This is a genomic window from Cupriavidus sp. 94F1 (genome assembly GCF_057798875.1).
The window spans coordinates 558,348-578,357 of sequence record NZ_JBYOJT010000002.1 but is presented as its reverse complement, the minus strand read 5'-3'; the positions used below and the strand labels follow the sequence as shown (position 1 = coordinate 578,357).

General features: G+C 67.0%; 19 protein-coding genes. 10 read left to right on the top strand and 9 right to left on the bottom strand.

The window, feature by feature from the left end:
* Positions 1-90: 90 nt before the first annotated feature.
* Together ilvN and AC3FJ6_RS06745 are read right to left on the bottom strand one after the other, a co-directional pair.
* Positions 91-582, bottom strand: coding sequence for an acetolactate synthase small subunit (gene ilvN / locus AC3FJ6_RS06750; RefSeq protein WP_008643328.1), 492 nt, complete (start codon positions 580-582; stop codon positions 91-93).
* Complete coding sequence (locus tag AC3FJ6_RS06745) at positions 582-2,345, bottom strand: acetolactate synthase 3 catalytic subunit (protein ID WP_029050864.1); 1,764 nt, start codon at positions 2,343-2,345, stop codon at positions 582-584. Before AC3FJ6_RS06745 ends, ilvN begins: the two co-directional genes overlap by 1 nt.
* Before the next feature lie 386 nt (positions 2,346-2,731).
* Between AC3FJ6_RS06745 and AC3FJ6_RS06740 the strand changes: the two genes are divergently transcribed.
* The 8 genes from AC3FJ6_RS06740 to AC3FJ6_RS06705 all read left to right on the top strand — a co-directional run bounded on the left by AC3FJ6_RS06740 (position 2,732) and on the right by AC3FJ6_RS06705 (position 9,017).
* Positions 2,732-3,298 carry an RNA polymerase sigma factor gene (locus AC3FJ6_RS06740; RefSeq protein WP_153947577.1) on the top strand — a complete coding sequence of 189 codons (567 nt, stop codon included), beginning with the start codon at positions 2,732-2,734 and terminating at the stop codon, positions 3,296-3,298.
* Positions 3,295-3,738 (top strand): DUF3619 family protein, encoded by a 444-nt coding sequence (locus AC3FJ6_RS06735; RefSeq protein WP_153947576.1) that lies wholly within the window; start codon positions 3,295-3,297, stop codon positions 3,736-3,738. The genes AC3FJ6_RS06740 and AC3FJ6_RS06735 overlap by 4 nt, the downstream gene beginning before the upstream one ends.
* A 1-nt stretch (position 3,739) precedes the next feature.
* The gene (locus AC3FJ6_RS06730; RefSeq protein ID WP_488771218.1) at positions 3,740-4,537 is read left to right on the top strand and encodes a DUF3106 domain-containing protein; all 798 of its coding nucleotides are present in this window, start codon (positions 3,740-3,742) and stop codon (positions 4,535-4,537) included.
* Positions 4,538-4,706: 169 nt separating this feature from the next.
* Positions 4,707-5,246, top strand: coding sequence for an RDD family protein (locus tag AC3FJ6_RS06725; RefSeq protein ID WP_488771367.1), 540 nt, complete (start codon positions 4,707-4,709; stop codon positions 5,244-5,246).
* On the top strand, positions 5,243-6,241 hold the full coding sequence (locus AC3FJ6_RS06720) for an esterase/lipase family protein (protein WP_488771217.1): 999 nt from the start codon (positions 5,243-5,245) through the stop codon (positions 6,239-6,241). Before AC3FJ6_RS06725 ends, AC3FJ6_RS06720 begins: the two co-directional genes overlap by 4 nt.
* A 109-nt stretch (positions 6,242-6,350) precedes the next feature.
* Positions 6,351-7,346: a UDP-2,3-diacylglucosamine diphosphatase gene (locus AC3FJ6_RS06715; RefSeq protein ID WP_488771216.1), complete on the top strand. Its 996-nt coding sequence runs from the start codon at positions 6,351-6,353 to the stop codon at positions 7,344-7,346.
* Positions 7,347-7,474: 128 nt separating this feature from the next.
* Positions 7,475-8,593: a glycosyltransferase family 4 protein gene (locus AC3FJ6_RS06710; RefSeq protein WP_488771215.1), complete on the top strand. Its 1,119-nt coding sequence runs from the start codon at positions 7,475-7,477 to the stop codon at positions 8,591-8,593.
* Positions 8,520-9,017, top strand: a complete 498-nt coding sequence (locus AC3FJ6_RS06705) for a diacylglycerol kinase (RefSeq protein ID WP_488771214.1) — start codon at positions 8,520-8,522, stop codon at positions 9,015-9,017. The genes AC3FJ6_RS06710 and AC3FJ6_RS06705 overlap by 74 nt, the downstream gene beginning before the upstream one ends.
* A 106-nt stretch (positions 9,018-9,123) precedes the next feature.
* Here AC3FJ6_RS06705 and AC3FJ6_RS06700 read toward each other — a convergent pair whose 3' ends face one another.
* The 7 genes from AC3FJ6_RS06700 to AC3FJ6_RS06670 form a co-directional block, all read right to left on the bottom strand.
* Positions 9,124-9,708, bottom strand: coding sequence for an LOG family protein (locus AC3FJ6_RS06700; protein WP_488771213.1), 585 nt, complete (start codon positions 9,706-9,708; stop codon positions 9,124-9,126).
* Entirely contained in the window at positions 9,705-10,415 is a 711-nt protein-coding gene (locus AC3FJ6_RS06695) for a TetR/AcrR family transcriptional regulator (RefSeq protein WP_029050993.1), read from the bottom strand. The genes AC3FJ6_RS06700 and AC3FJ6_RS06695 overlap by 4 nt, the downstream gene beginning before the upstream one ends.
* Before the next feature lie 96 nt (positions 10,416-10,511).
* A complete protein-coding gene (locus tag AC3FJ6_RS06690) occupies positions 10,512-11,114 on the bottom strand; it encodes a DUF924 family protein (protein ID WP_488771212.1) in 603 nt (200 codons plus the stop codon).
* Positions 11,101-11,520 (bottom strand): group II truncated hemoglobin, encoded by a 420-nt coding sequence (locus tag AC3FJ6_RS06685; protein WP_153947570.1) that lies wholly within the window; start codon positions 11,518-11,520, stop codon positions 11,101-11,103. Before AC3FJ6_RS06685 ends, AC3FJ6_RS06690 begins: the two co-directional genes overlap by 14 nt.
* A gap of 6 nt (positions 11,521-11,526) precedes the next feature.
* On the bottom strand, positions 11,527-14,082 hold the full coding sequence (locus AC3FJ6_RS06680) for an ABC transporter permease (RefSeq protein ID WP_488771211.1): 2,556 nt from the start codon (positions 14,080-14,082) through the stop codon (positions 11,527-11,529).
* Between the two features lie 45 nt (positions 14,083-14,127).
* The gene (locus AC3FJ6_RS06675; protein WP_488771210.1) at positions 14,128-14,736 is read right to left on the bottom strand and encodes a DUF4126 domain-containing protein; all 609 of its coding nucleotides are present in this window, start codon (positions 14,734-14,736) and stop codon (positions 14,128-14,130) included.
* A gap of 134 nt (positions 14,737-14,870) precedes the next feature.
* Positions 14,871-15,827 (bottom strand): LysR substrate-binding domain-containing protein, encoded by a 957-nt coding sequence (locus AC3FJ6_RS06670; RefSeq protein ID WP_488771209.1) that lies wholly within the window; start codon positions 15,825-15,827, stop codon positions 14,871-14,873.
* A 278-nt stretch (positions 15,828-16,105) separates the two neighbouring features.
* Between AC3FJ6_RS06670 and xdhA the strand changes: the two genes are divergently transcribed.
* A complete protein-coding gene (gene xdhA, locus AC3FJ6_RS06665) occupies positions 16,106-17,602 on the top strand; it encodes a xanthine dehydrogenase small subunit (protein ID WP_488771208.1) in 1,497 nt (498 codons plus the stop codon).
* An 11-nt stretch (positions 17,603-17,613) separates the two neighbouring features.
* Positions 17,614-19,992 carry a xanthine dehydrogenase molybdopterin binding subunit gene (xdhB, locus tag AC3FJ6_RS06660; protein ID WP_488771207.1) on the top strand — a complete coding sequence of 793 codons (2,379 nt, stop codon included), beginning with the start codon at positions 17,614-17,616 and terminating at the stop codon, positions 19,990-19,992.
* Positions 19,993-20,010: the final 18 nt, after the last annotated feature.

Sequence of the window (20,010 nt, the reverse complement as noted above, 5' to 3'; positions counted from 1 at the left end):
GCGGCGCAACACCTGACTGTTGGGGTCGTCGCGCCGCTTCGGGATACTGCGTGTCGGCTTGTGGCCGTGCTCTGTTGCCGGGGGCGCCGGTCAGACCTTCAGGATGCGCTCGCCACGGCCGATGCCGGAGCCGCCCGTACGGACGGTTTCCAGGATCGCGGTGCGGTCGATGGCATCGAGGAACGCATCCAGCTTGCCGCCGTTGCCGGTCAGCTCGATGGTGTACGTCTTTTCGGTCACATCGATAATGCGGCCACGGAAGATGTCGGCGGTGCGCTTCATTTCCTCGCGCTCCTTGCCCACGGCACGGACCTTGACCAGCATCAACTCACGCTCGATATGCGCGCCTTCGGTCAGGTCCACCACCTTGACCACCTCCACCAGGCGGTTCAGGTGCTTGGTGATCTGTTCGATCACGTCGTCCGAGCCGGTGGTGACGATGGTCATCCGCGACAGCGACGCATCTTCGGTGGGAGCCACCGTCAGCGTCTCGATGTTGTATCCACGGGCCGAGAACAGGCCCACCACGCGCGACAGCGCGCCGGGTTCGTTTTCCAGCAGGACCGAGATGATGTGACGCATTACAGGTCCTCCGCGCCGAGCAGCATTTCGGAGATCCCCTTGCCGGCCTGGACCATCGGCCACACGTTTTCAGTGGGGTCGGTCTGGAAGTCCAGGAACACGGTACGGTCCTTCAGGCGGAATGCCTCGCGCAGGGCCGGCTCGACATCGGAAGACTTCTCAATGCGCATGCCCACGTGGCCATACGATTCGGCCAGCTTCACGAAGTCGGGTAGTGCCTGCATGTAGGAATGCGAATACCGGTTGTCGTATTCGATTTCCTGCCACTGGCGCACCATGCCCAGGTAGCCGTTGTTCAGCGAACAGATCTTGACCGGGGTGTCGTACTGCAGGCAGGTCGACAGTTCCTGGATGCACATCTGGATCGAGCCTTCACCCGTGATGGTGACGACTTCCTTGTCCGGGAACGCCTTCTTGATGCCCATCGCGTACGGCAGGCCCACGCCCATCGTGCCCAGGCCGCCCGAGTTGATCCAGCGGCGCGGTTCGTCGAACTTGTAGAACTGCGCGGCCCACATCTGGTGCTGGCCCACGTCGGAGCAGATGAACGCGTCGCCCTTGGTCAGTTCCCAGATCTTTTCCACCACGTACTGCGGCTTGATGATCTCGGAACTGCGGTCGTACTTGAGGCAGTCCACCGAACGCCATTGTTCGATCTGGTCCCACCACTTCGCCAGCGCCTCGCGCTTGGGCTTGACGTCGCTGGCCTTGATCTGGGCGATCAGTTCCTGCAGCACGTCCTTGACGTTGCCGACGATGGGGATGTCCACCTTGACGCGCTTCGAGATCGACGACGGGTCGATGTCGATATGGATGATCTTGCGCGCCTGCGCCGTGAAGTGCGACGGATTGCCGATCACGCGGTCGTCGAACCGGGCGCCGATGGCGATCAGCACGTCGCAGTTCTGCATGGCCATGTTGGCTTCATACGTGCCGTGCATGCCGAGCATGCCGACGAACTGCTTGTGCGTGCCGGGGAATGCACCCAGGCCCATCAGCGTGTTGGTCACCGGATGGCCGGTCAGCGCGGCCAGCTCGCGCAGCTCGTCGCTGGCGTTGGCCAGCACCACGCCGCCACCCGAATAGATATACGGACGCTCCGCGGCCTGCAGCAGCGCCACGGCCTTGCGGATCTGGCCCGAGTGCCCCTTGTTCACCGGGTTGTACGACCGCATGTCGACGGCCTTCGGGTACTCGAATTTGCAGGCGTTGCGCGACACGTCCTTCGGGATGTCGACCACCACGGGGCCGGGACGGCCGGTGGCGGCAATGAAGAACGCCTTCTTGATCGTCGCGGCCAGGTCGCGCACGTCCTTCACGAGGAAGTTGTGCTTGACGATCGGGCGCGTGATGCCGACGGTGTCGCATTCCTGGAACGCATCCTGGCCAATGGCGTGGGTCGGCACGTTGCCGGTGATCACCACCATCGGGATCGAATCCAGGTAAGCGGTGGCGATGCCGGTCACGGCGTTGGTCACGCCCGGGCCCGAAGTCACCAGTGCCACGCCCACCTTGCCGGTCGCGCGGGCATAGCCGTCAGCGGCATGCACGGCGGCCTGTTCGTGGCGCACCAGGATATGTTCGAATTTCGTTTGCTTGTGAAGCTCGTCGTAGATATAGAGCACTGCGCCGCCGGGATAGCCCCAGACGTATTCGACGCCTTCTTCGGCAAGTGCGTTGACGAGGATTTCCGCTCCGATCATTTCCCGACCGGAGGATGAATTGCTGTCTGCGTGGGAGAATTCCGCGCTGGGCATGTTCATTTCTGTCCTTTGCAATTTTCGGCAAAAAATTGTTTGGATGCTCTCTGCCGGGCTTGTGGCTCGGGTTCAAGCGGTGCGCGTCTGCATGAAGAGACCGCCTTATAAGCGGTCTGATGAGACAACCACTGATGTCGTGAACCGTCGATGATACTGCAATGCACCAGCGCGGTAAATGTATCAGCGGAACTTTTTGCACGGTCGCCCCGGTCCAGGTCATCCGCGCGACGATCGTGCGTTGCGCAGTCAAGCGAGCATGTCTGCACTTGAATACAGGAGTGGCAGAGGGCAGGTGTTTTTTGTTAGGATCGCAGACATTTCCGGGGTGCCACAGGACGAGTCCGGCACATTCGGCCTGGCCTGACCGCCCAACTGCTGTTTTCGCCTGCATGGCCACCGACAAGGAACTCTCAGACTTTCTCGCCAGCGTCGAACGCCGCGCCTTCAAACAGGCCGTGTTCGCCGTGCGTGACGACGAAGCTGCGCTGGACATCGTGCAGGACGCCATGATCAAGCTGGCGGAAAAGTACGGCGACAAGGGGCCGAACGAACTGCCGCCCCTGTTCCAGCGCATCCTGCAGAACACCATTCACGACTGGTTCCGGCGCCAGAAGGTGCGGAACACCTGGGTCACCCTGTTCTCCAACCTGCGCGACGACCGCGAAGGCGACGACAGCGACCTGCTGGACACCCTGGAAGCCGAAAGCGGCACGGAGATGGCCGAAAGCAGCGCCGACAAGGTCGAGCGGGCCCAGGTCATGCATATCATCGAGCAGGAAATCCAGCGATTGCCCACGCGTCAACGCGAGGCTTTCCTGATGCGTTACTGGGAGGATATGGACGTAGCCGAAACCGCAGCCGTGATGGGCTGTTCGGAAGGCAGCGTCAAGACGCACTGTTCCCGCGCCACGCATACGCTGGCGCAAGCGTTGCGTGCGCGGGGAGTCCGACTATGAGCAGAAACGAACGAGATATCCAGGAACGGCGCTTCGCCCATGAGATCCGGGTGGCACTCGATGCCTCCGCGGAGGCGCTGCCGCGGGACATTTCCGAACGGCTGGCCGCCGCGCGGCGCATGGCGCTGGCCGCCAAGAAGGCTGAAGTGCGTGCTCACGTGCCGCAGCTCGTGCTGCCCAATGCACCGCACGGCTACGCCTTCGACGACGAGGATGACACCCCGCTGCACCGCGCCGGTGCGTGGCTGCGCAAGCTCGCCCTGGTGTGGACGCTGGTCGCGCTGGGTGCCGGCCTGATGGGCATCTACCACTGGCAGCAGCAGAAGCGCGTCGAGGAACTGGCCGATGTCGATGCCGCGATGCTGCTCGACGACCTGCCCCCGACGGCCTATGCCGACCAGGGCTTTCACGTGTTCCTGAAGCGGGACCGCGACCAATAAGATGGCCTGCGCACCTTCCCGTACCGACGCACTCCGTCGCCGGCTTGCCGCGCTTTGCGCCGCCGGCGCAACCCTGGCTGCACTTTCGATCGATGTCGCGACGGAAGAGGCGCACGCCCAGGGCCAGCAAGCGCAGTCGGCCAGCCAGCCGGCAGCGCGGCCCGTCATCAACGCCCATCCCACCTGGCAGGAACTGTCTGCGCCGCATCGTCAGATTCTGGCGCCGCTGCAGCCGCTCTGGGACACCATCCCGGAACTGAACCGCCGCAAGTGGCAGCGCATTGCCGACCTGTACCCCACGCTCAAGCCCGAGGAACAGCAGCGCCTGCAGGAGCGGATGGCCGAGTGGGTCAAGATGACGCCGCAGCAACGCCGTCTGGCCCGCGAGAACTACCAGATCACGCGCCAGTTGCCGCCGGAAAAGAAAGCGGAAGCGTGGGATCGCTACCAGCAGCTGCCGGAAGAGCAGAAGAAGAAGCTGGCGGCCGCCGAAAAGGTACCGCGCCGTCCGGGTGCTGTCAGCGCGCTGCCTTCGGGCAAGCGCCCGCCGGCCGATACGAGCCGGCAGCTCCACCATCAGGGCCGCCCGGCCAGCGCACCGGAAGCCTCGCCGGCATCCGCGCCCGGGGCGCCCGCCTTGGCGGGTAGTGCGGCAGCCACCGCCCCGGTGGCCCCGGCACCTGCGCCGGCCGCGCCGGCTGCGGCAATGCCGGCCTCGCCCGCCCAGGCACCGACGCTGTCGCCGCCGGTGACGGGCGAAGCGGCCACTGACTTCAACCAGACCGAAACGCGTCCGTAACACCCCCTCCGGCAGAGCCACCTCTGCCCACCCGATCTTCGGCAGCCTTGCCGGATTGCCCCACCGGAACGTCAGCGATCCACCGCGACCCCGCATCCCGGGAATTCCGGCAATGGCCCCCTGTGCGCCGTTTGGCATAATGGCCGCTTCCCCCGATCCGCCACGCGCCATGCCTGCCGCCACGCCAGCCGCCTCCGCCCAGAATCCCGCCACGCCGCCGCGCGCCCCCACGCTGGGCCGTCGCCTGCTTTGCATGCTCTACGAAGGCGTACTGCTGTTTGGCGTGCTGATGCTCGCCAGCGCCGTCTCGGTCCTGGCCCGTCCGCTGATCCAGCAGCTTGGGCTTCCCCACGTGTACGTGGATCAGGTATGGATGTTCATCGTGCTTGGCGTCTATTTCTCGTGGTTCTGGCAGCGTAACGGCCAGACGCTGGCGATGCAGACCTGGCGTATCCGCCTGGAGACGACCGCCGGCCAGCCGCCGGGCTGGTCCAAGGCGCTGCTGCGCTACGTGCTGGCCTGGCTGTGGCTGCCGCCTGCGGCCGCCGTGGGGCACGCGATGGGCCTCACGCTGTGGCCGTTTATCGGCGTGTTGACCGTCGGGCTGCTGATCTGGATGTCGCTGGCATGGCTCGATCCGCGCCGCCAGTTCCTGCATGACCGACTGGCCGGCACCCGCCTGACCGACCTGCGCCCGCAGCAGCCATGAGCCTGACGGCCGCCGCCCTGCGTCGCGTCGCCGTGCTGGTACAGACGGCGGCGGCGGGCGGATTGGCGGCCTGGCTGGCGCTGGGCCACGGTTGGGCATGGATGCCGGCACTGGCCGCAGGCCTGGCCATCGTGCTCCTGACCTTCGGCGCCAGCGTCGCCTGGGCGTTCGGCGCGACACTTGGCGGTCTGGGCATCCCGCGCCGGAACCGGCCGCCGCTTCCCGATCAAGCGCCATCCCGGCAACGTCTTGACGCCGGCGCAGCACTGCGCTGCTTTCTGGCCGAATGCCGCGCCGTCTTCCGGATGTTCAACTGGCTGCAGCCATTCCGGTCACGGCTGAGCCTTGCCCAGCCCACACGTCCGCTGCCCGATGCCCCTCCCGTACTGCTGGTACACGGCTACGGCTGCAACCACGCGGTCTGGCTCGACATGGCGCCGGCGTTGGCCGCCGCCGGCTACCGTTGCGAAGCCATCGACCTGACACCGGTGCTTGGCGACATCGACGACTACGCCCCGCAACTGCTGGCGCGCATGCGCGAGATGCAGGCGCGTACGGGCCGGGCCCCGCTACTGGTGTGCCACAGCATGGGCGGACTGGCCGCGCGCGCCGCGCAGGCGCTGGCCGCGCAGGCTGGCGACACGCTCTGCGCGGGCATCGTTACGCTGGGCAGCCCGCACCAGGGGTGCGCGCTCGCGCGCTTCGGCAGTGGACGCAATGCAGCGCAGATGCGATGGCAGAGCCCGTGGCTCGCCGCGCTGGCCGCCGCGGAGACTCCGCCGATGCGCGCGCGCATCGTATCGGTCTTCAGCTGGCATGACTCCATCGCCGGCCCGCCGGGCACGTCGTGGCTTGACGGCGCACAGCATCTGGCGCTCGACGGCATCGGCCATGTGTCGCTGCTGCGCGACCCGCGTGCCGTGCAGGCCACGCTCACGGCGCTGGCCATGCTCCAGCGACAGCCCGCCTCCCCCGCCATCGTCACGCCCCACTAGCCATCGCGCCGCGCCGCGGCCGGCAACCTTCATGTGACATTCATGTTTCCGTCACGGCTCCGTCATGCGGCACTGGCTCAATGCAGCCATCGCCGATACCGGGGCCACCATGGTTCAAGCCATCCGATCTGCACGCGTGAGTTTGTCGCGGGTTGCGCAGCGCCTGCGCGGCAAGCCTGACACGACGCTCTCGATGTCTGCCGCCTACGCGGCGTTCATGCCACCGCAGGCCGATCTGTCCCCTGCCCGGGCCATCCCCCCGCGCGACCCCGCCGACGCCGGCCAACGCCCGCCGGCCTCCGCCGAACCTTCTGCGCAACGCTACCGCGCCATCTGGCTGTCCGATATCCACCTGGGCACGCCGGGCTGCCAGGCCACCTACCTGCTCGACTTCCTCAAGCACAACGATTCCGACGTGCTTTACCTGGTTGGCGACATCATCGACGGCTGGCAACTGCGCCGTGGCTGGTACTGGCCGCAGAGCCATAACGACGTGGTGCAGAAGCTGCTGCGCAAGGCGCGCAAGGGCACCGAGGTGATCTACATCCCCGGCAACCACGACGAAGGTGCCCGCCAGTTCGACGGCCTGGCCTTCGGCGACGTCAGCGTGCGTGAGGACGCCGTGCACGTCACCGCCACCGGCAAGCGCCTGTGGGTCGTGCATGGCGACCTGTTCGACGGGGTGGTGCAGCATGCCAGATGGCTGGCCTACCTTGGCGATTCGCTCTACACGATGATCCTGGCGCTGAACCGCCACTTCAACCGCGTACGCGCCCGACTCGGATTCGACTACTGGTCGCTGTCCCAGTACCTGAAGCACCAGGTCAAGAACGCGGTGAGCTACATCAATTCCTTCGAACACGCGATGGTGGACGAGGCGCGCCGCCGTGGCTGCGACGGCGTGGTCTGCGGCCACATCCACAAGGCCGAGATCCGCGAGGTGGACGGCCAGCTCTACTGCAACGACGGCGACTGGGTGGAAAGCCTGTCGGCGCTGGTGGAAACCATGGAAGGCGAGTTGAAGATCGTCTACTGGACCACGCTGATCGATCCGCCAGTGCCTGCCACCCGCCGGCGCCGCCGCACCGCCGAGATCGCGGCCTGAGAAGGCCCGGGCCACCGCCTGGCCGGGCCCGCGAGCCAACGCCCATCGGCTGGGCCCGCCCCGGCCCGCCCGGCGCGGACCCGCCCCTCCCCCACAACACCACGGCGCTGCCGTCCCAAGGAGCCTCAATGAGAGTCATGATTGTCACCGACGCATGGGAACCGCAGGTCAACGGCGTGGTTCGCACGCTGAAGTCGACCCGCCGCGAACTCGAAGCCATGGGTCACACGGTGGATCTGCTCACCCCGCTGGAATTCCGCACGGTGCCGTGCCCGACCTATCCGGAGATCCGCCTGTCGATCCTGCCGGCCGCCAAGGTGCGCCGCCGCATCGATACGTTCCGGCCGGACGCCCTGCATATCGCGACCGAAGGCCCGCTGGGGCTGGCCGCGCGCGCCTATGCCCTGAAACACAAGCTGCCCTTCACCACCGCCTACCACACGCGATTTCCGGAATACGTGCAGGCGCGCTTCGGCGTGCCGCTGGCCTGGACCTATCGCTTCCTGCGCTGGTTCCACGGCCCGGCGCGCGCCGTCATGGCCCCTACCCCGGTGGTGCTGAAGGACCTGCACGACTACGGCATCACGCACGGCGTGCTGTGGACGCGCGGCGTGGACCTCGACGTCTTCACCGCGCAGCGAGCGAACGTTTTAAACACCGCCCATCCGATCTTCCTGTACGTGGGCCGCGTGGCCGTCGAGAAGAACGTCGAAGCGTTCCTGCAGCTCGACCTGCCCGGCTCCAGGTGGGTTGTTGGCGATGGCCCGGCACTGGCCACGCTGAAGGCGCGCTATCCGACGGCCAACTACCTCGGGGTGCTCAAGCAGCCGGAACTGGCGAAGGTGTATGCTTCGGCAGACGTCTTCGTGTTTCCCAGCAAGACCGATACCTTCGGGCTGGTCCTGCTGGAAGCACTGGCCAGTGGGCTGCCGGTGGCAGCATACCCGGTGACGGGTCCGATCGACGTGCTTGGCGACAGCCCGGCCGGCGTGATGCACGAAGACTTGCGGGAGGCCTGCCTGGAGGCGCTGCGCATCGACCGCGCCACCGCCCGTGCCCACGCGGAGAAATTCTCGTGGCGCGCGGCATCCGAGCAGTTCCTTGCGCATCTGCGTCCGCTGCCCAGCGCGGCTGGCGGATCCGATCATCCGGAATCTTCCGTCGCACCCGATCATGGCCAAGCCCCAACCCACGCTACCGCCCGATCCGTCGCTGCACCGGTCGACCGCCACCCGGGTGGCGGCTGAGGTGGAAACCGATTACTCGATCGCCAACAATCCGCACAAGGGCAACCGTGGCCTGACGCGCGCCTGGCACGCGGCGATCAACTCGCTGTCGGGCCTGCGCTATGCCGTGCTGGAAGAAAGCGCGTTTCGCCAGGAACTGACGCTGGTCGTTATCCTGACGCCCTGTGCGTTCATCCTGCCCGTGTCCGTGGTCGAGCGCGTGATGCTGCTGGGCACGCTGTTGCTGGTGCTGATCGTGGAACTGCTCAATTCGAGTGTGGAAGCGGCCATCGACCGGATTTCGCTGGAACGCCACAGCCTGTCCAAGCGCGCCAAGGATTTCGGCAGTGCGGCGGTGATGCTGGCGCTGATTCTCTGCGGCGGCACATGGATGGCGATCGGCGGCCCGCACGTCCTCCGGTGGATCGGGATGCTGATGAACTAGGCCCCTGAACTTGCCGCTTCGACTCGCCCGTTCGGCTAGTCGTTTCGCCAGAAAGCAGAACGCCGCCATCGCTGGCGGCGTTTTCCATCGCGGCAGGCTTTCCGGCTTACGTCTTCTCGCGGCCTTGCTGCCACTTGTCCACGCGCACGCGCGGCGCGGCGGCCAGCTGGCCGAGCAGGTCCTGCGGCGACGTCGATACGTGCAGCATGTCGGCGTGTACCTGCTTCAGGAACCCCTCGCCCACGGCGTGATGCAGGAACGCCAGCATGCCGTCGTAGAAGCCGGCCACGTTGAGCAGGCCCACCGGTTTGTCGTGATAGCCAAGCTGCGCCCACGTGAACGTCTCGAACAGTTCCTCGAACGTGCCCACGCCGCCGGGCATGGCGATGAAGGCGTCGGACCGGTCAGCCATCATCTGCTTGCGTTCGTGCATGTTGCGCACCACGTGCAGTTCGGTCAGACCGCGATGACCCACTTCCTTCTGCATCAGCGCGTCGGGAATCACGCCGATGGCCGTGCCGCCGTGCGCCAGCACGCTATCGGCCACGATCCCCATCAACCCCACCTTGCCGCCGCCATAGACCAGCGCCAGGCCCTGCTCGGCCATGGTCTGGCCCAATGCCTTGGCCGCTTCGGCGTATTCCGGCCGGAAGCCGGGACTCGAACCGCAGTACACGCAAACCGATTTCACTTTTTGTCCTTTTCGGCCTTGGCCGCCTCGGCCGCCGCCTTTTCCGCGGCGTACTCGCGCGCCAGCTGGTCGAACGCCTCGCGCGCCTTGCCGCGCAGGTAGGGCGCCAGGATCGAGAAGATGTGATAGCTCGACCCATGCAGATAGCCGCGGATCTGCTCGGGATCGTTGTACTGGCGCGGATGCTGCACGAACTGGAACGACAGCCAGTAGGTGGCAATGACAACAATATTGGTACACACCGCATCGACCTGCTCGGGCGTGGCTTCCATGTCGCCGTCTTCCTGGAACTGGCGGCAGATTTCCAGCGCGAACCGCTTCTTCTGGTCGACGATGCGCTTGAAGTTGGTCTCCAGCATCCGGTTGCGCGCCAGCAGGTCGTTGATGTCGCGATACAGGAAACGGTAGTTCCACAGGAACTCGGACATGTACTGCAGGTAGCCCCAGCTCTCCCCCAGCGTGGCCTTGTGGTCTTCCGGCATCTTCAGGCGGCGCTCCATCTCCTGCTCGAAGCGCACGAAGATCGAGTTGATGATGTCGTCCTTGTTGCGGAAGTGGTAGTACAGGTTGCCAGGGCTGATTTCCATGGCTTCCGCAATCGTCGTGGTGGTGACGTTGGGCTCGCCAAGTTCATTGAACAGGCGCAGCGACACGTCGAGGATGCGGTCTCGGGTACGGCGCGGACCGGCTTGCGGTTTGGCTTCCATGGGTATCGGAAAGACTGTGTAACGGCAGGATTGCGATTATAAGCACACCGGGCCGGGCACCCCGGCCCCAAGCGGCGTTTTCGGCACAGGAAGTGCCTAGAAGCGCGATCCGGGCTGTTTCAGGAAGGCCAGTTCTTCGGCGCTGCTCGCGCGGCCCAGCACCGCATTCCGGTGCGGGAAGCGGCCAAAGCGCGCGATGATCTCGTGATGCTTGATGGCCCATTCCACGACATCGACCCGGCCGGCCGTGTCCTGGCGCAGCGCCGTGGTTTCGCGCACGGAGATATCCTGGTCGGCCAGCGACTCGGCATGCTCGAACGGCAGATAGCAGAACACGCGATGCCAGGCCGTCGGCAGTTGCCGGTCCCAACCTTCGGCCAGCATGCGCCGCGCCACGGCCAGCGCCTGCGCATCGGTGGCAAAGCTGCGCGCATCGCCGCGGAACATGTTGCGGGGGAACTGGTCCAGCAGCACGATGCGCGCGCAGGCGCCCTCGGGCGTCACGGACCAGTCATCGTCGGCGCCGTCGTGCGCGGCCTGCCAGAGCGGCAGGAACTGTTCGCGGATGCTGGCATCGAAGTCGTCCGACTTGGCGAACCACTCGCGCCGTGACCCATCCCATTCGGGCGATCCCGGCGTGCCGAACCAGAACGCGAGCACGGCCTGCGCCGCCGCCGGCAACAGCTTAGCGCTGGACATTGCGCATCCAGTCGGCGGTCTGGAACAGCGCCTGCATCAGGCGCATCTGCAGCGACTCGGGCAGCCCCACGTCCTGCATGGCCAGCGCCATGCAGCGCATCCACTGGTCGCGCTCGCTGGTGCCGATTTCGAACGGCAGGTGACGCGCCCGCAGGCGCGGATGCCCGAATCGCTCGATAAAGTAGTTCGGGCCGCCCAGCCAGCCGCACAGGAACCAGAACAGCTTGTCGCGCGAGCCGTCCAGTGTGGGCGGGTGCAGCGCACGCAGCCCGGCGAATTCGGCTTCCAGGTCCATCAGGTCGTAGAAGCGGTCGACCAGCTCGCGCACGCGCCCTTCCCCGCCAATCAGTTCGTAGGCGGTGATGTCGTCGCGGTTGTCTTCGGGTTCTGCAGGTTCGGTAATCATGGCCAATCAGTTCACATCGCGCAGCGTGGCCAGCGCCGGCTGCCGCAGCACCTCGCGCAAGCCGAGCCAGCCGCCGGCAAAAGCGCACAGCATGCCAGAAACCACGCCGACCGGCACAATCCACGCATTGAAGCGATACGGAAAGTCGAACACGAACTGCGACAGCCCCCAGCCCACGCCGATCGCGCCCAGGCCGGCCAGGAACCCGGCCAGCCCGCCCACCACCAGGAATTCCGCATACTGGGTCTGCCGCACCAGCGACGCCGGCGCGCCCAGCGCCTTGAGCAGGCCGGCATCGCGCTTGCGCTCGTCGCGCGCACCCGACAGTGCAGCATAGAGCACTGTCACGCCGGCCAGCAGCGTGAAGACGAACAGAAACTCCACCGCCGCGATCACCTGGTCCAGCACGTTCTGGATCTGGCGCAGGATCAGGTCGGTGTTGACCACGGTGATGTTCGGGAACGCGGCGGTCAGCTGGTTGCCCAGCGCCGCCTTGGCCGGCGGCAGGTAGAACGACGTGATGTAGGTCTCGGGCAGCCCCTGCATCTTTGCCACCGGGAGGATCACGAAGAAGTTGACGCGCATCGAGCCCCATTCGAGCTTGCGCAGCGATGTCACCGGCGCCTCGACGATCTGGCCGGCCACGTCGAAGCGCAGCGTATCGCCCAGCCGGATATGCAGCGTCTTGGCGATGCCTTCCTCCACCGACGCGCCGCCTTCCCACCGGCCAGCCACCACCTCGTTGCCGTCAGGCATCTTGTCCATGTACGACAGGTTGAACTCGCGCTCCACCAGGTTGCGCGCGCGCCCGTCGGGGTAGCTGCTGGCCTGCACCGGCCGGTCGCCGATCTGGATCAGGCGTCCGCGCACCATCGGGAACAGCAGGTCATCGACCCCGCTCCTGGCCAGCATGGTTCGCAGCGGTTCGCGCTGGTCGGGCTGGATATTGATGATGAAGCGGTTCGGCGCGTCGGCCGGCGTGGCGTTGCGCCAGGAATCGATCAGGTCGTTGCGCGTCATGCCCAGCAGCAGCAAGGCCATCAGCCCCACCGCCAGCGCCACGGTCTGCAACACGGTCACCCCGCGGCGCCGCTCCAGCACCGCCAGCGCAAAGCGCCAGCCCACGCTGCCGCTGGCGCGCCCGCGCATGGTGCGCGACAGCGCCATCAGCAGCCCCAGGGCCAGCAGCGCAAACACCACGCCGGCGCCAGCAAATCCGCCCGCCGTGGTCAGCCCGAGCTTGAGATCGCGGGCCGCCACCATCAGCAGCGCAACGAACGCCCCCAGGCCCAAGGCATATGCCACCCAGGCGGAAATGGGCGGCACGCCCACGTCGCGCCGCAACACGCGCAGCGGCGCGATGCGCGTCAGCGCCAGCAGCGGCGGCAGCGCAAACCCGGTCAGCAGCACCAGCCCGGCCGCCACGCCCACCACCGCCGGCACCCACGACGGATGCGGCAGCGACACCTGCAGCAGGCCGCCCAGCGACATCAGCAGCCCGTAGTGCGCCGCGTAGCCCAGCGCCACGCCCACGAGCGCGCCCCCCAGGCCCAGCAGCAGGAACTCGATGCCGAAGGCCGCCAGGATCTGGCCGCGCGACAGTCCCATGCACTTGTAGACCGCGCACGCATCGGTGTGGCGCTGCATGTAGCGGCGCGCGGACATCGCAATGGCCACCGCCGCGATCATCGACGACAGCACCGCCACCAGCGACAGGAACCGCTCGGCGCGGTCCAGCGTCGCCCGCATCTGGGGCTGCCCCGACTCCAGCGATTCCACGCGGGTATTGCGCAGGTGGCGCTGTTCGATTTCGGCCGTGGCCCATTTGCGGTAGGCCTCGCCGGCGGCATCGGGGCCCGCCACCAACAGGCGGTAGGTCACGCGGCTACCCCAGCCGATCAGCTTCGTGGCATCGAGATCCGACATCGGCAGCAGCACGCGCGGCGCGAAGTTCATGAAGCCGGCGCCGCGATCCAGTTCCTGGGTGATGATCCTGTCGATACGGAACGTCTTGCTGCCAAGCTGCAGCCCGTCGCCGACCCGCAGGTTCAGGGCGGTCAGCAGCGCCTCGTCCACCCACACCGTGCCGGGGGCCGGAATGCCTTCGGCGTTCGATTCCGGCCCGCCGGGCGTCTGCGCGACCTTGAGCCGGCCGCGCAGCGGATAGCCGTCCGTCACGGCCTTCAGCGCGCCAAGCTGGCTGGGCGCCTCGCCCTGCGCCGGCGCGCCATGGGCCCGCGCCGTGGCCATGCTCGGAAAGGTCACCGTCTGCGCCACTTGCAGGCCATCGCGCCGGGCGCGGTCGCTGAAGGCGGCGTCGAACGGCTGGTCGGAGATCAGCAGCACGTCGGCGGCAATCATCTGCCTCGCGTCGCGCTCCAGCCCCAGGCGCATGCGGTCGGCCAGGAAGCCCACGCTGGTCAGCGCGGCCACGGCCAGCACCAGCGCAAACAGCAGCAGCGTCAGCTCGCCGGCCAGCCAGTCGCGGCGCGCCATGCGAAGGGCCTGGCGCCACGCGGAAAACCTTGCTTGGGGAACAACGGGATCGGAGGCAGTCGACATGTTCGGCTGACGGTTGGCAAAAGGGTCTCAGGGACGATGCGGCGGCTACTTTGCCGGCGGCCGGGACGCCGGCTGTGTCTTGTCGCGCAGGCTGGCATGCAGCCGTCGCGCGCCGCGCCACAGTTTGGGCACCAGCCACGCGGCAAGCACCAGGAACAGCACCAGCAGGATCAGGAACACGACCGGCAGGAAGAACGCCAGCAACAGCCCGCCCACCGTGCCGATATCCTCGGTGAATGAGGCCACCCAGTTCGAAAAAGGTTCGGGCGACACATTGATCAGCGCCCGCGTGCCCGCCTTGGCGGCATGGGCGGTGCCGGCCAGCGTCCCGCCGATCAGGCCGGCCGCCACGGTCCACTGCGGGTCCATGTGGCCAAACGCGGCGGCGGCCAGGATCGCCCCGGCCGGAATGCGGATAAAGGTCTGGATGCCGTCCCAGACGGTGTCGAAGCCGGGCACCTTGTCGGCCACGAATTCGGCCACCGTCATCGCCGCGGCCACACCGATCACCCACCACGACGACAGCACCTGCAGCCCCGATGGCAGGTCAAGCCAGCCCAGGCGGGCCAGCACGCCCGCCGTCAGCACGGCCAGGTACAGGCGCAGGCCACTGGCCCAGGACATGCCCGCAGCCAGCGCAGCGGTTTCCAGCATGGGAGCTCCTCGCGACCGAGCGCGCGTTCAACGTCCGGTGAGTGTACCGCCAGCGGCGGTCAAGGGGCCTCCCGGGGCGTCAGGACGGCGGTCGGCGCAAGTACGGCGCGCAAGTAAAGCGCACGACACATCGGTCAGGCCTGGCTGGCCGGTGCCGGTTCCAGGCGGGGAAGCTGAGGCAGGTCGGAGGCCACTTCGGCGATCATGCGGCGCAGCCACATCACGTCCGGGGCGGCATGGCAGCGTTCGTGCCAGAGCTGGTAGAAGCGCATGCGCGGGAACGTCACCGGCGACGGCACCATGCGGATGGGCAGGTACTGCGCATAGTGGGCGGCAAACTGGCGGCCCGTGGTGAATACCATGTCGGTCTTCATCAGCACGTAGGGCACCAGGCCGAAATACGGCAGGGTGACCTGGATATTGCGCTTGTAGCCCTGCTCGGCCAGCGCCTGGTCGATCATGCTGCGCTGCATCGACGCATACGGCGCGGGCGCCAGATGCGGCATTTCCAGGTAGTGGCGCAGGGTCAGGCCATGGCGGGCCAGCGGGTGCTGGGCGCCCAGCATGCAGACCACCTCGTCGTCGAACAGCGGCGAGATGTGCAGGTGCTCGGGCGGCGACAGCCAGTTGCCGACCACGATGTCCAGATGGCCCTGCTCCAGCGCGTCCAGGAAATCCGTGGACTGCGTCATCGGATGCACGAACAGCTTGGCGCCCGGCGCCAGCCGGCGCACGCGCTCGACGATATTGGGCAGGAAGAAGGCGTCCAGGTAGTCGGGCGCGCCCAGGTGGAACGTCCGCGTGGTGGTGGCCGGATCGAACTGCTGCGGCGGACGGGCGATGCGATCCATCGCCGCCAGGCTCTGTTCGGCCAGCAGCAGCAGTTCGCGGCCGCGCTCGGTTGGCACCATGCCGCTCTTGCCGCGCACCAGGATGGCGTCTCCGGTGATTTCGCGCAGCCGCTTGAGCGTGTTGCTGATGGCCGGCTGCGACTGGCCCAGGCGGACGGCGGTGCGGGTCACGCTCTGCTCGGTCAGCAGGGTGTGCAGTACCCGCAGCAAATAGGTATCGAGATGGTCGCGTCCGTGCATGGCAGGTGCCACCTGGCTCTTTTGGCGGGCGTGGGTGGCGTGGGGGAAGGGAACGGCGCATAGTGTAAGACAGCCACCGGGGATGCGGTCAAATCCGGCCAGTCGTCCCGATGCACTACGGGTAGACCCGTAGATCGGCGCTAGGCCGCCCCGGGGCAGCGATGGCGGGCACGGGCCGCCCACTGGCACGCGCCTTGATGGGGCATATCACATGGGCCAAATATTGCAGGAAAAGGCCTGATGCTATGTTTGCAGCCATCCCCGAAAGAGAGAAGACCATGGAGACGCAAACCATCCGCTTTTTCCACCGCGGCCAGGTCCAGGAAGTATCCGACGCCCCCGTAACCCGTACCGTGCTGCAGTACCTGCGTGAAGACGTGCGCTGCACGGGCACCAAGGAAGGCTGCGCCGAAGGCGACTGCGGTGCCTGCACCGTGGTGATCGGCGACCTGCAGGCCGACGGCAACGTCGAATTCAAGGCGGTCAACGCCTGCATCCAGTTCCTGCCCACGCTCGATGGAAAGGCCCTCATCACGGTCGAAGACCTGCGCCAGGCCGACGGCGCCCTGCACCCGGTGCAGGAAGCGATGGTCGAGTGCCATGGCTCGCAGTGCGGCTTCTGCACGCCCGGCTTCGTGATGTCGCTGTGGGCGCTCTACCAGCAGCACACGCCCGGCGGCGAACCGCCCGCGCGCCAGGACATTTGCGACGCACTGACCGGCAACCTGTGCCGCTGCACCGGCTACCGCCCGATCGTCGATGCCGGCCAGCGCATGATGGCCCTGCCCGCCCCGACCGCCAGCCGCCTGAACCCGAAGCAGATCGCCGACACCCTGCGCAACCTGAAGCGTGGCGAGACGTTCCATTACATCGCGGGCGGCCAGCACTTCTACGCCCCGCGCACCGCCGCCGAGTTCGCCGCGATCAAGGCCGCCGAGCCGAATATCCGCATCCTGGCCGGCAGCACCGACGTGGGCCTGTGGGTGACCAAGCAGTTCCGCGAACTGGGGAACCTGCTCTACGTCGGCCAGGTGGAAGACCTGAACACGGTCACCGAGCGCGATGGCTTTATCGAGATTGGCGCCGCCGTGACGCTGGAAAAGGCTTATGCCGCCCTGAATGCCGTCCATCCCGAGCTCGAAGAGCTGTGGAAACGCTTTGCGTCGCTGCCGATCCGCAATGCCGGCACCCTGGGCGGCAACGTCGCCAACGGGTCGCCCATCGGCGATTCCATGCCCGCGCTGATTGCGCTGGGCACCGAAGTGGTGCTGCAGCACGGGAACGTGCGCCGCGCGATGCCGCTGGAGGATCTCTATCTGGCCTACCAGAAGACAGCCATGGCCGAAGGCGAATTCGTGGCCGCGCTGCGCGTGCCGGTGAAGGGGCCGCAGCATTTCCGCACCTACAAGCTGTCGAAGCGGTTCGACGAGGACATTTCCGCCGTGTGCGCCGCCTTCGGCATCACGGTCGAGAACGGCATCGTCACGGCCGCGTGCATCGCCTTCGGCGGCATGGCCGCCACGCCCAGGCGCGCCGCGCTGGCCGAGGCCGCGCTGACCGGGCAGCCCTGGAACGAGACCACCGCGCGCGCCGGCATGGCCGCGCTGGGCCAGGACTACACGCCGCTGACCGATATGCGGGCCACTGCCGCCTACCGCAGCCGTGGCGCCGCCAACCTGCTCTATCGCTTCTGGCTGGAAACGCGTGATGGCGCGCTGCCCGCCGCCATGGTCAACGTCCGCGCCGTGGGCGCCGGTGAAACCGTGAGCGCCTGAGGAGAGCCCCCATGAACAAGCAAACCGAACCCTTCCTGCTCGACGCCAGCGTGGCCGCCGAATCCACCCCGGTGGTCGGCATTTCGCGCCCGCACGAATCGGCCCACCTGCACGTGGCCGGCACCGCCACCTATACCGACGACATCCCCGAGCTGGCCGGCACGCTGCACGCCGCCCTGGGCATGAGCACCAAGGCCCATGCACGGCTGAAAAACGTCAACCTGGACCGCGTGCGCAAGGCGCCCGGCGTGGTGGCCGTGCTGACCGTGGACGACATTCCCGGTGTCAACGACTGCGGCCCGATCATCCACGACGATCCGATCCTGGCGAAGGACGTGGTGCAGTTCATCGGCCAGCCGATCTTCGTGGTGGTGGCGTCGTCCCACGACGCCGCGCGCCGCGCCGCCCGCCTGGCCGATATCGACTACGAAGACCTGCCCCCGGTGCTGACGCCCGAGGCCGCGCACGCGGCCGGCAGCTACGTACTGCCGCCGATGCACCTGACGCGCGGCGAACCGGCCAGGCACATCGGCGCCGCGCGGCACCGCGACCACGCGAAGATCCAGCTCGGGGGCCAGGAACAGTTCTATCTGGAAGGCCAGATCGCCTACGCCGCCCCACGCGAAAACGACGGCATGCATGTCTGGTGCTCGACCCAGCACCCGACCGAGATGCAGCACGCCGTGGCCCACATGCTGGGCTGGCATGCGCACCAGGTGCTGGTGGAATGCCGCCGCATGGGTGGCGGCTTTGGCGGCAAGGAATCGCAGTCGGCCATGTTCGCGTGCTGCGCGTCGCTGGCGGCCTGGAAGCTGCTGTGCCCGGTCAAGCTGCGTCCGGACCGCGACGACGACATGATGATCACCGGCAAGCGCCACGACTTCACGTTCGATTTCGACGTGGGCCATGACGACGATGGCCGCATCGAGGGCGTGCGCGTGGAAATGGTGTCGCGCGCCGGCTTCTCGGCCGACCTCTCCGGCCCGGTGATGACGCGCGCCATCTGCCACTTCGACAACGCCTACTGGCTGCCGAACGTGCAGATCGACGGCTATTGCGCCAAGACCAACACGCAGAGCAATACCGCCTTCCGCGGCTTTGGCGGCCCGCAGGGGGCGTTCGCGATCGAGTACATCCTCGACAACGTGGCGCGCAACGTGGGCAAGGATTCGCTCGACGTGCGCCGCGCCAACTTCTACGGCAAGGGCGAGCGCAATGTCACGCCGTATGGCCAGACCGTGGAAGACAACGTCATCCACGAGCTGATCGACGAACTCGTGGCCACGTCCGAATACCAGGCCCGCCGCGCCGCCACGCGCGAATTCAACGCCAGGAGCCCGGTGCTGAAGAAGGGCATCGCCATCACGCCTGTCAAGTTCGGCATCTCGTTCAACGTGGCGCACTACAACCAGGCCGGCGCGCTGGTGCACGTCTACAACGACGGGTCGGTGCTGGTGAACCACGGCGGCACCGAAATGGGCCAGGGCCTGAACACCAAGGTGGCGATGGTGGTGGCGCACGAACTGGGTATCCGCATGGAGCGCGTGCGCGTGACGGCGACCGATACCAGCAAGGTGGCCAACACGTCGGCGACTGCGGCATCCACGGGCGCCGACCTGAACGGCAAGGCCGCGCAGGACGCCGCGCGGCAGATCCGCGAGCGCCTGGCCACATTCGCCGCCCGCAAGGCCGGCGTGGAGCCCGATGCGGTGCGCTTCAACGACGATCTGGTGATCGCCGGCGAACTGCGCCTGCCGTTTGGCGACCTGGCCCGCGAGGCCTATGTGGCGCGCGTGCAGCTGTGGTCGGACGGCTTCTACACCACGCCGAAGCTGTACTGGGACCAGAAGGCGCTGCACGGCCGGCCGTTCTACTACTACGCCTACGGTGCCGCGTGCGCCGAGGTGATCGTCGACACGCTGACCGGCGAATGGAAGCTGCTGCGCGCCGATGCGCTGCATGACGCGGGCAAGTCGCTGAATCCGGCCATCGACATTGGCCAGGTGGAAGGGGCTTTCATCCAGGGCATGGGCTGGCTGACCACCGAGGAACTGTGGTGGAACCAGAACGGCAAGCTGATGACGCACGCACCGTCCACGTACAAGATCCCGACGATCAACGACTGCCCGGAGGACTTCCACGTGCGGCTGTTCCAGAACAGCAACGTCGAGGACAGCATCCACCGGTCGAAGGCCGTGGGCGAGCCGCCGCTGCTGCTGCCGTTCTCGGTGTTCTTCGCGATCCGCGACGCGATTGCCGCCGTGGGTGACTACCGGGTCAACCCGCCGCTGCGCGCGCCCGCCACCAGCGAAGCCATCCTCGATGCGGTGGAAGCCGTGCAGGCCGCGATGGCCACGCAGGCCGCCGGCACCGAAGCCGTACCCGCCTGACGCCAGGCACGCAAGACA

Coding starts and splice junctions, on each gene's coding strand:
- AC3FJ6_RS06745 (WP_029050864.1), bottom strand. CDS start 2,345: ATGAACATGCCCAGCGCGGAATTCTCCCACGCAGACAGCAATTCATCC.
- AC3FJ6_RS06725 (WP_488771367.1), top strand. CDS start 4,707: ATGCCTGCCGCCACGCCAGCCGCCTCCGCCCAGAATCCCGCCACGCCG.
- xdhB (WP_488771207.1), top strand. CDS start 17,614: ATGAACAAGCAAACCGAACCCTTCCTGCTCGACGCCAGCGTGGCCGCC.
- AC3FJ6_RS06695 (WP_029050993.1), bottom strand. CDS start 10,415: ATGGAAGCCAAACCGCAAGCCGGTCCGCGCCGTACCCGAGACCGCATC.
- AC3FJ6_RS06690 (WP_488771212.1), bottom strand. CDS start 11,114: ATGTCCAGCGCTAAGCTGTTGCCGGCGGCGGCGCAGGCCGTGCTCGCG.
- AC3FJ6_RS06685 (WP_153947570.1), bottom strand. CDS start 11,520: ATGATTACCGAACCTGCAGAACCCGAAGACAACCGCGACGACATCACC.
- AC3FJ6_RS06740 (WP_153947577.1), top strand. CDS start 2,732: ATGGCCACCGACAAGGAACTCTCAGACTTTCTCGCCAGCGTCGAACGC.
- AC3FJ6_RS06730 (WP_488771218.1), top strand. CDS start 3,740: ATGGCCTGCGCACCTTCCCGTACCGACGCACTCCGTCGCCGGCTTGCC.
- AC3FJ6_RS06675 (WP_488771210.1), bottom strand. CDS start 14,736: ATGCTGGAAACCGCTGCGCTGGCTGCGGGCATGTCCTGGGCCAGTGGC.
- AC3FJ6_RS06715 (WP_488771216.1), top strand. CDS start 6,351: ATGGTTCAAGCCATCCGATCTGCACGCGTGAGTTTGTCGCGGGTTGCG.
- AC3FJ6_RS06710 (WP_488771215.1), top strand. CDS start 7,475: ATGAGAGTCATGATTGTCACCGACGCATGGGAACCGCAGGTCAACGGC.
- AC3FJ6_RS06705 (WP_488771214.1), top strand. CDS start 8,520: ATGGCCAAGCCCCAACCCACGCTACCGCCCGATCCGTCGCTGCACCGG.
- AC3FJ6_RS06720 (WP_488771217.1), top strand. CDS start 5,243: ATGAGCCTGACGGCCGCCGCCCTGCGTCGCGTCGCCGTGCTGGTACAG.
- AC3FJ6_RS06680 (WP_488771211.1), bottom strand. CDS start 14,082: ATGTCGACTGCCTCCGATCCCGTTGTTCCCCAAGCAAGGTTTTCCGCG.
- xdhA (WP_488771208.1), top strand. CDS start 16,106: ATGGAGACGCAAACCATCCGCTTTTTCCACCGCGGCCAGGTCCAGGAA.
- AC3FJ6_RS06735 (WP_153947576.1), top strand. CDS start 3,295: ATGAGCAGAAACGAACGAGATATCCAGGAACGGCGCTTCGCCCATGAG.
- ilvN (WP_008643328.1), bottom strand. CDS start 582: ATGCGTCACATCATCTCGGTCCTGCTGGAAAACGAACCCGGCGCGCTG.
- AC3FJ6_RS06670 (WP_488771209.1), bottom strand. CDS start 15,827: ATGCACGGACGCGACCATCTCGATACCTATTTGCTGCGGGTACTGCAC.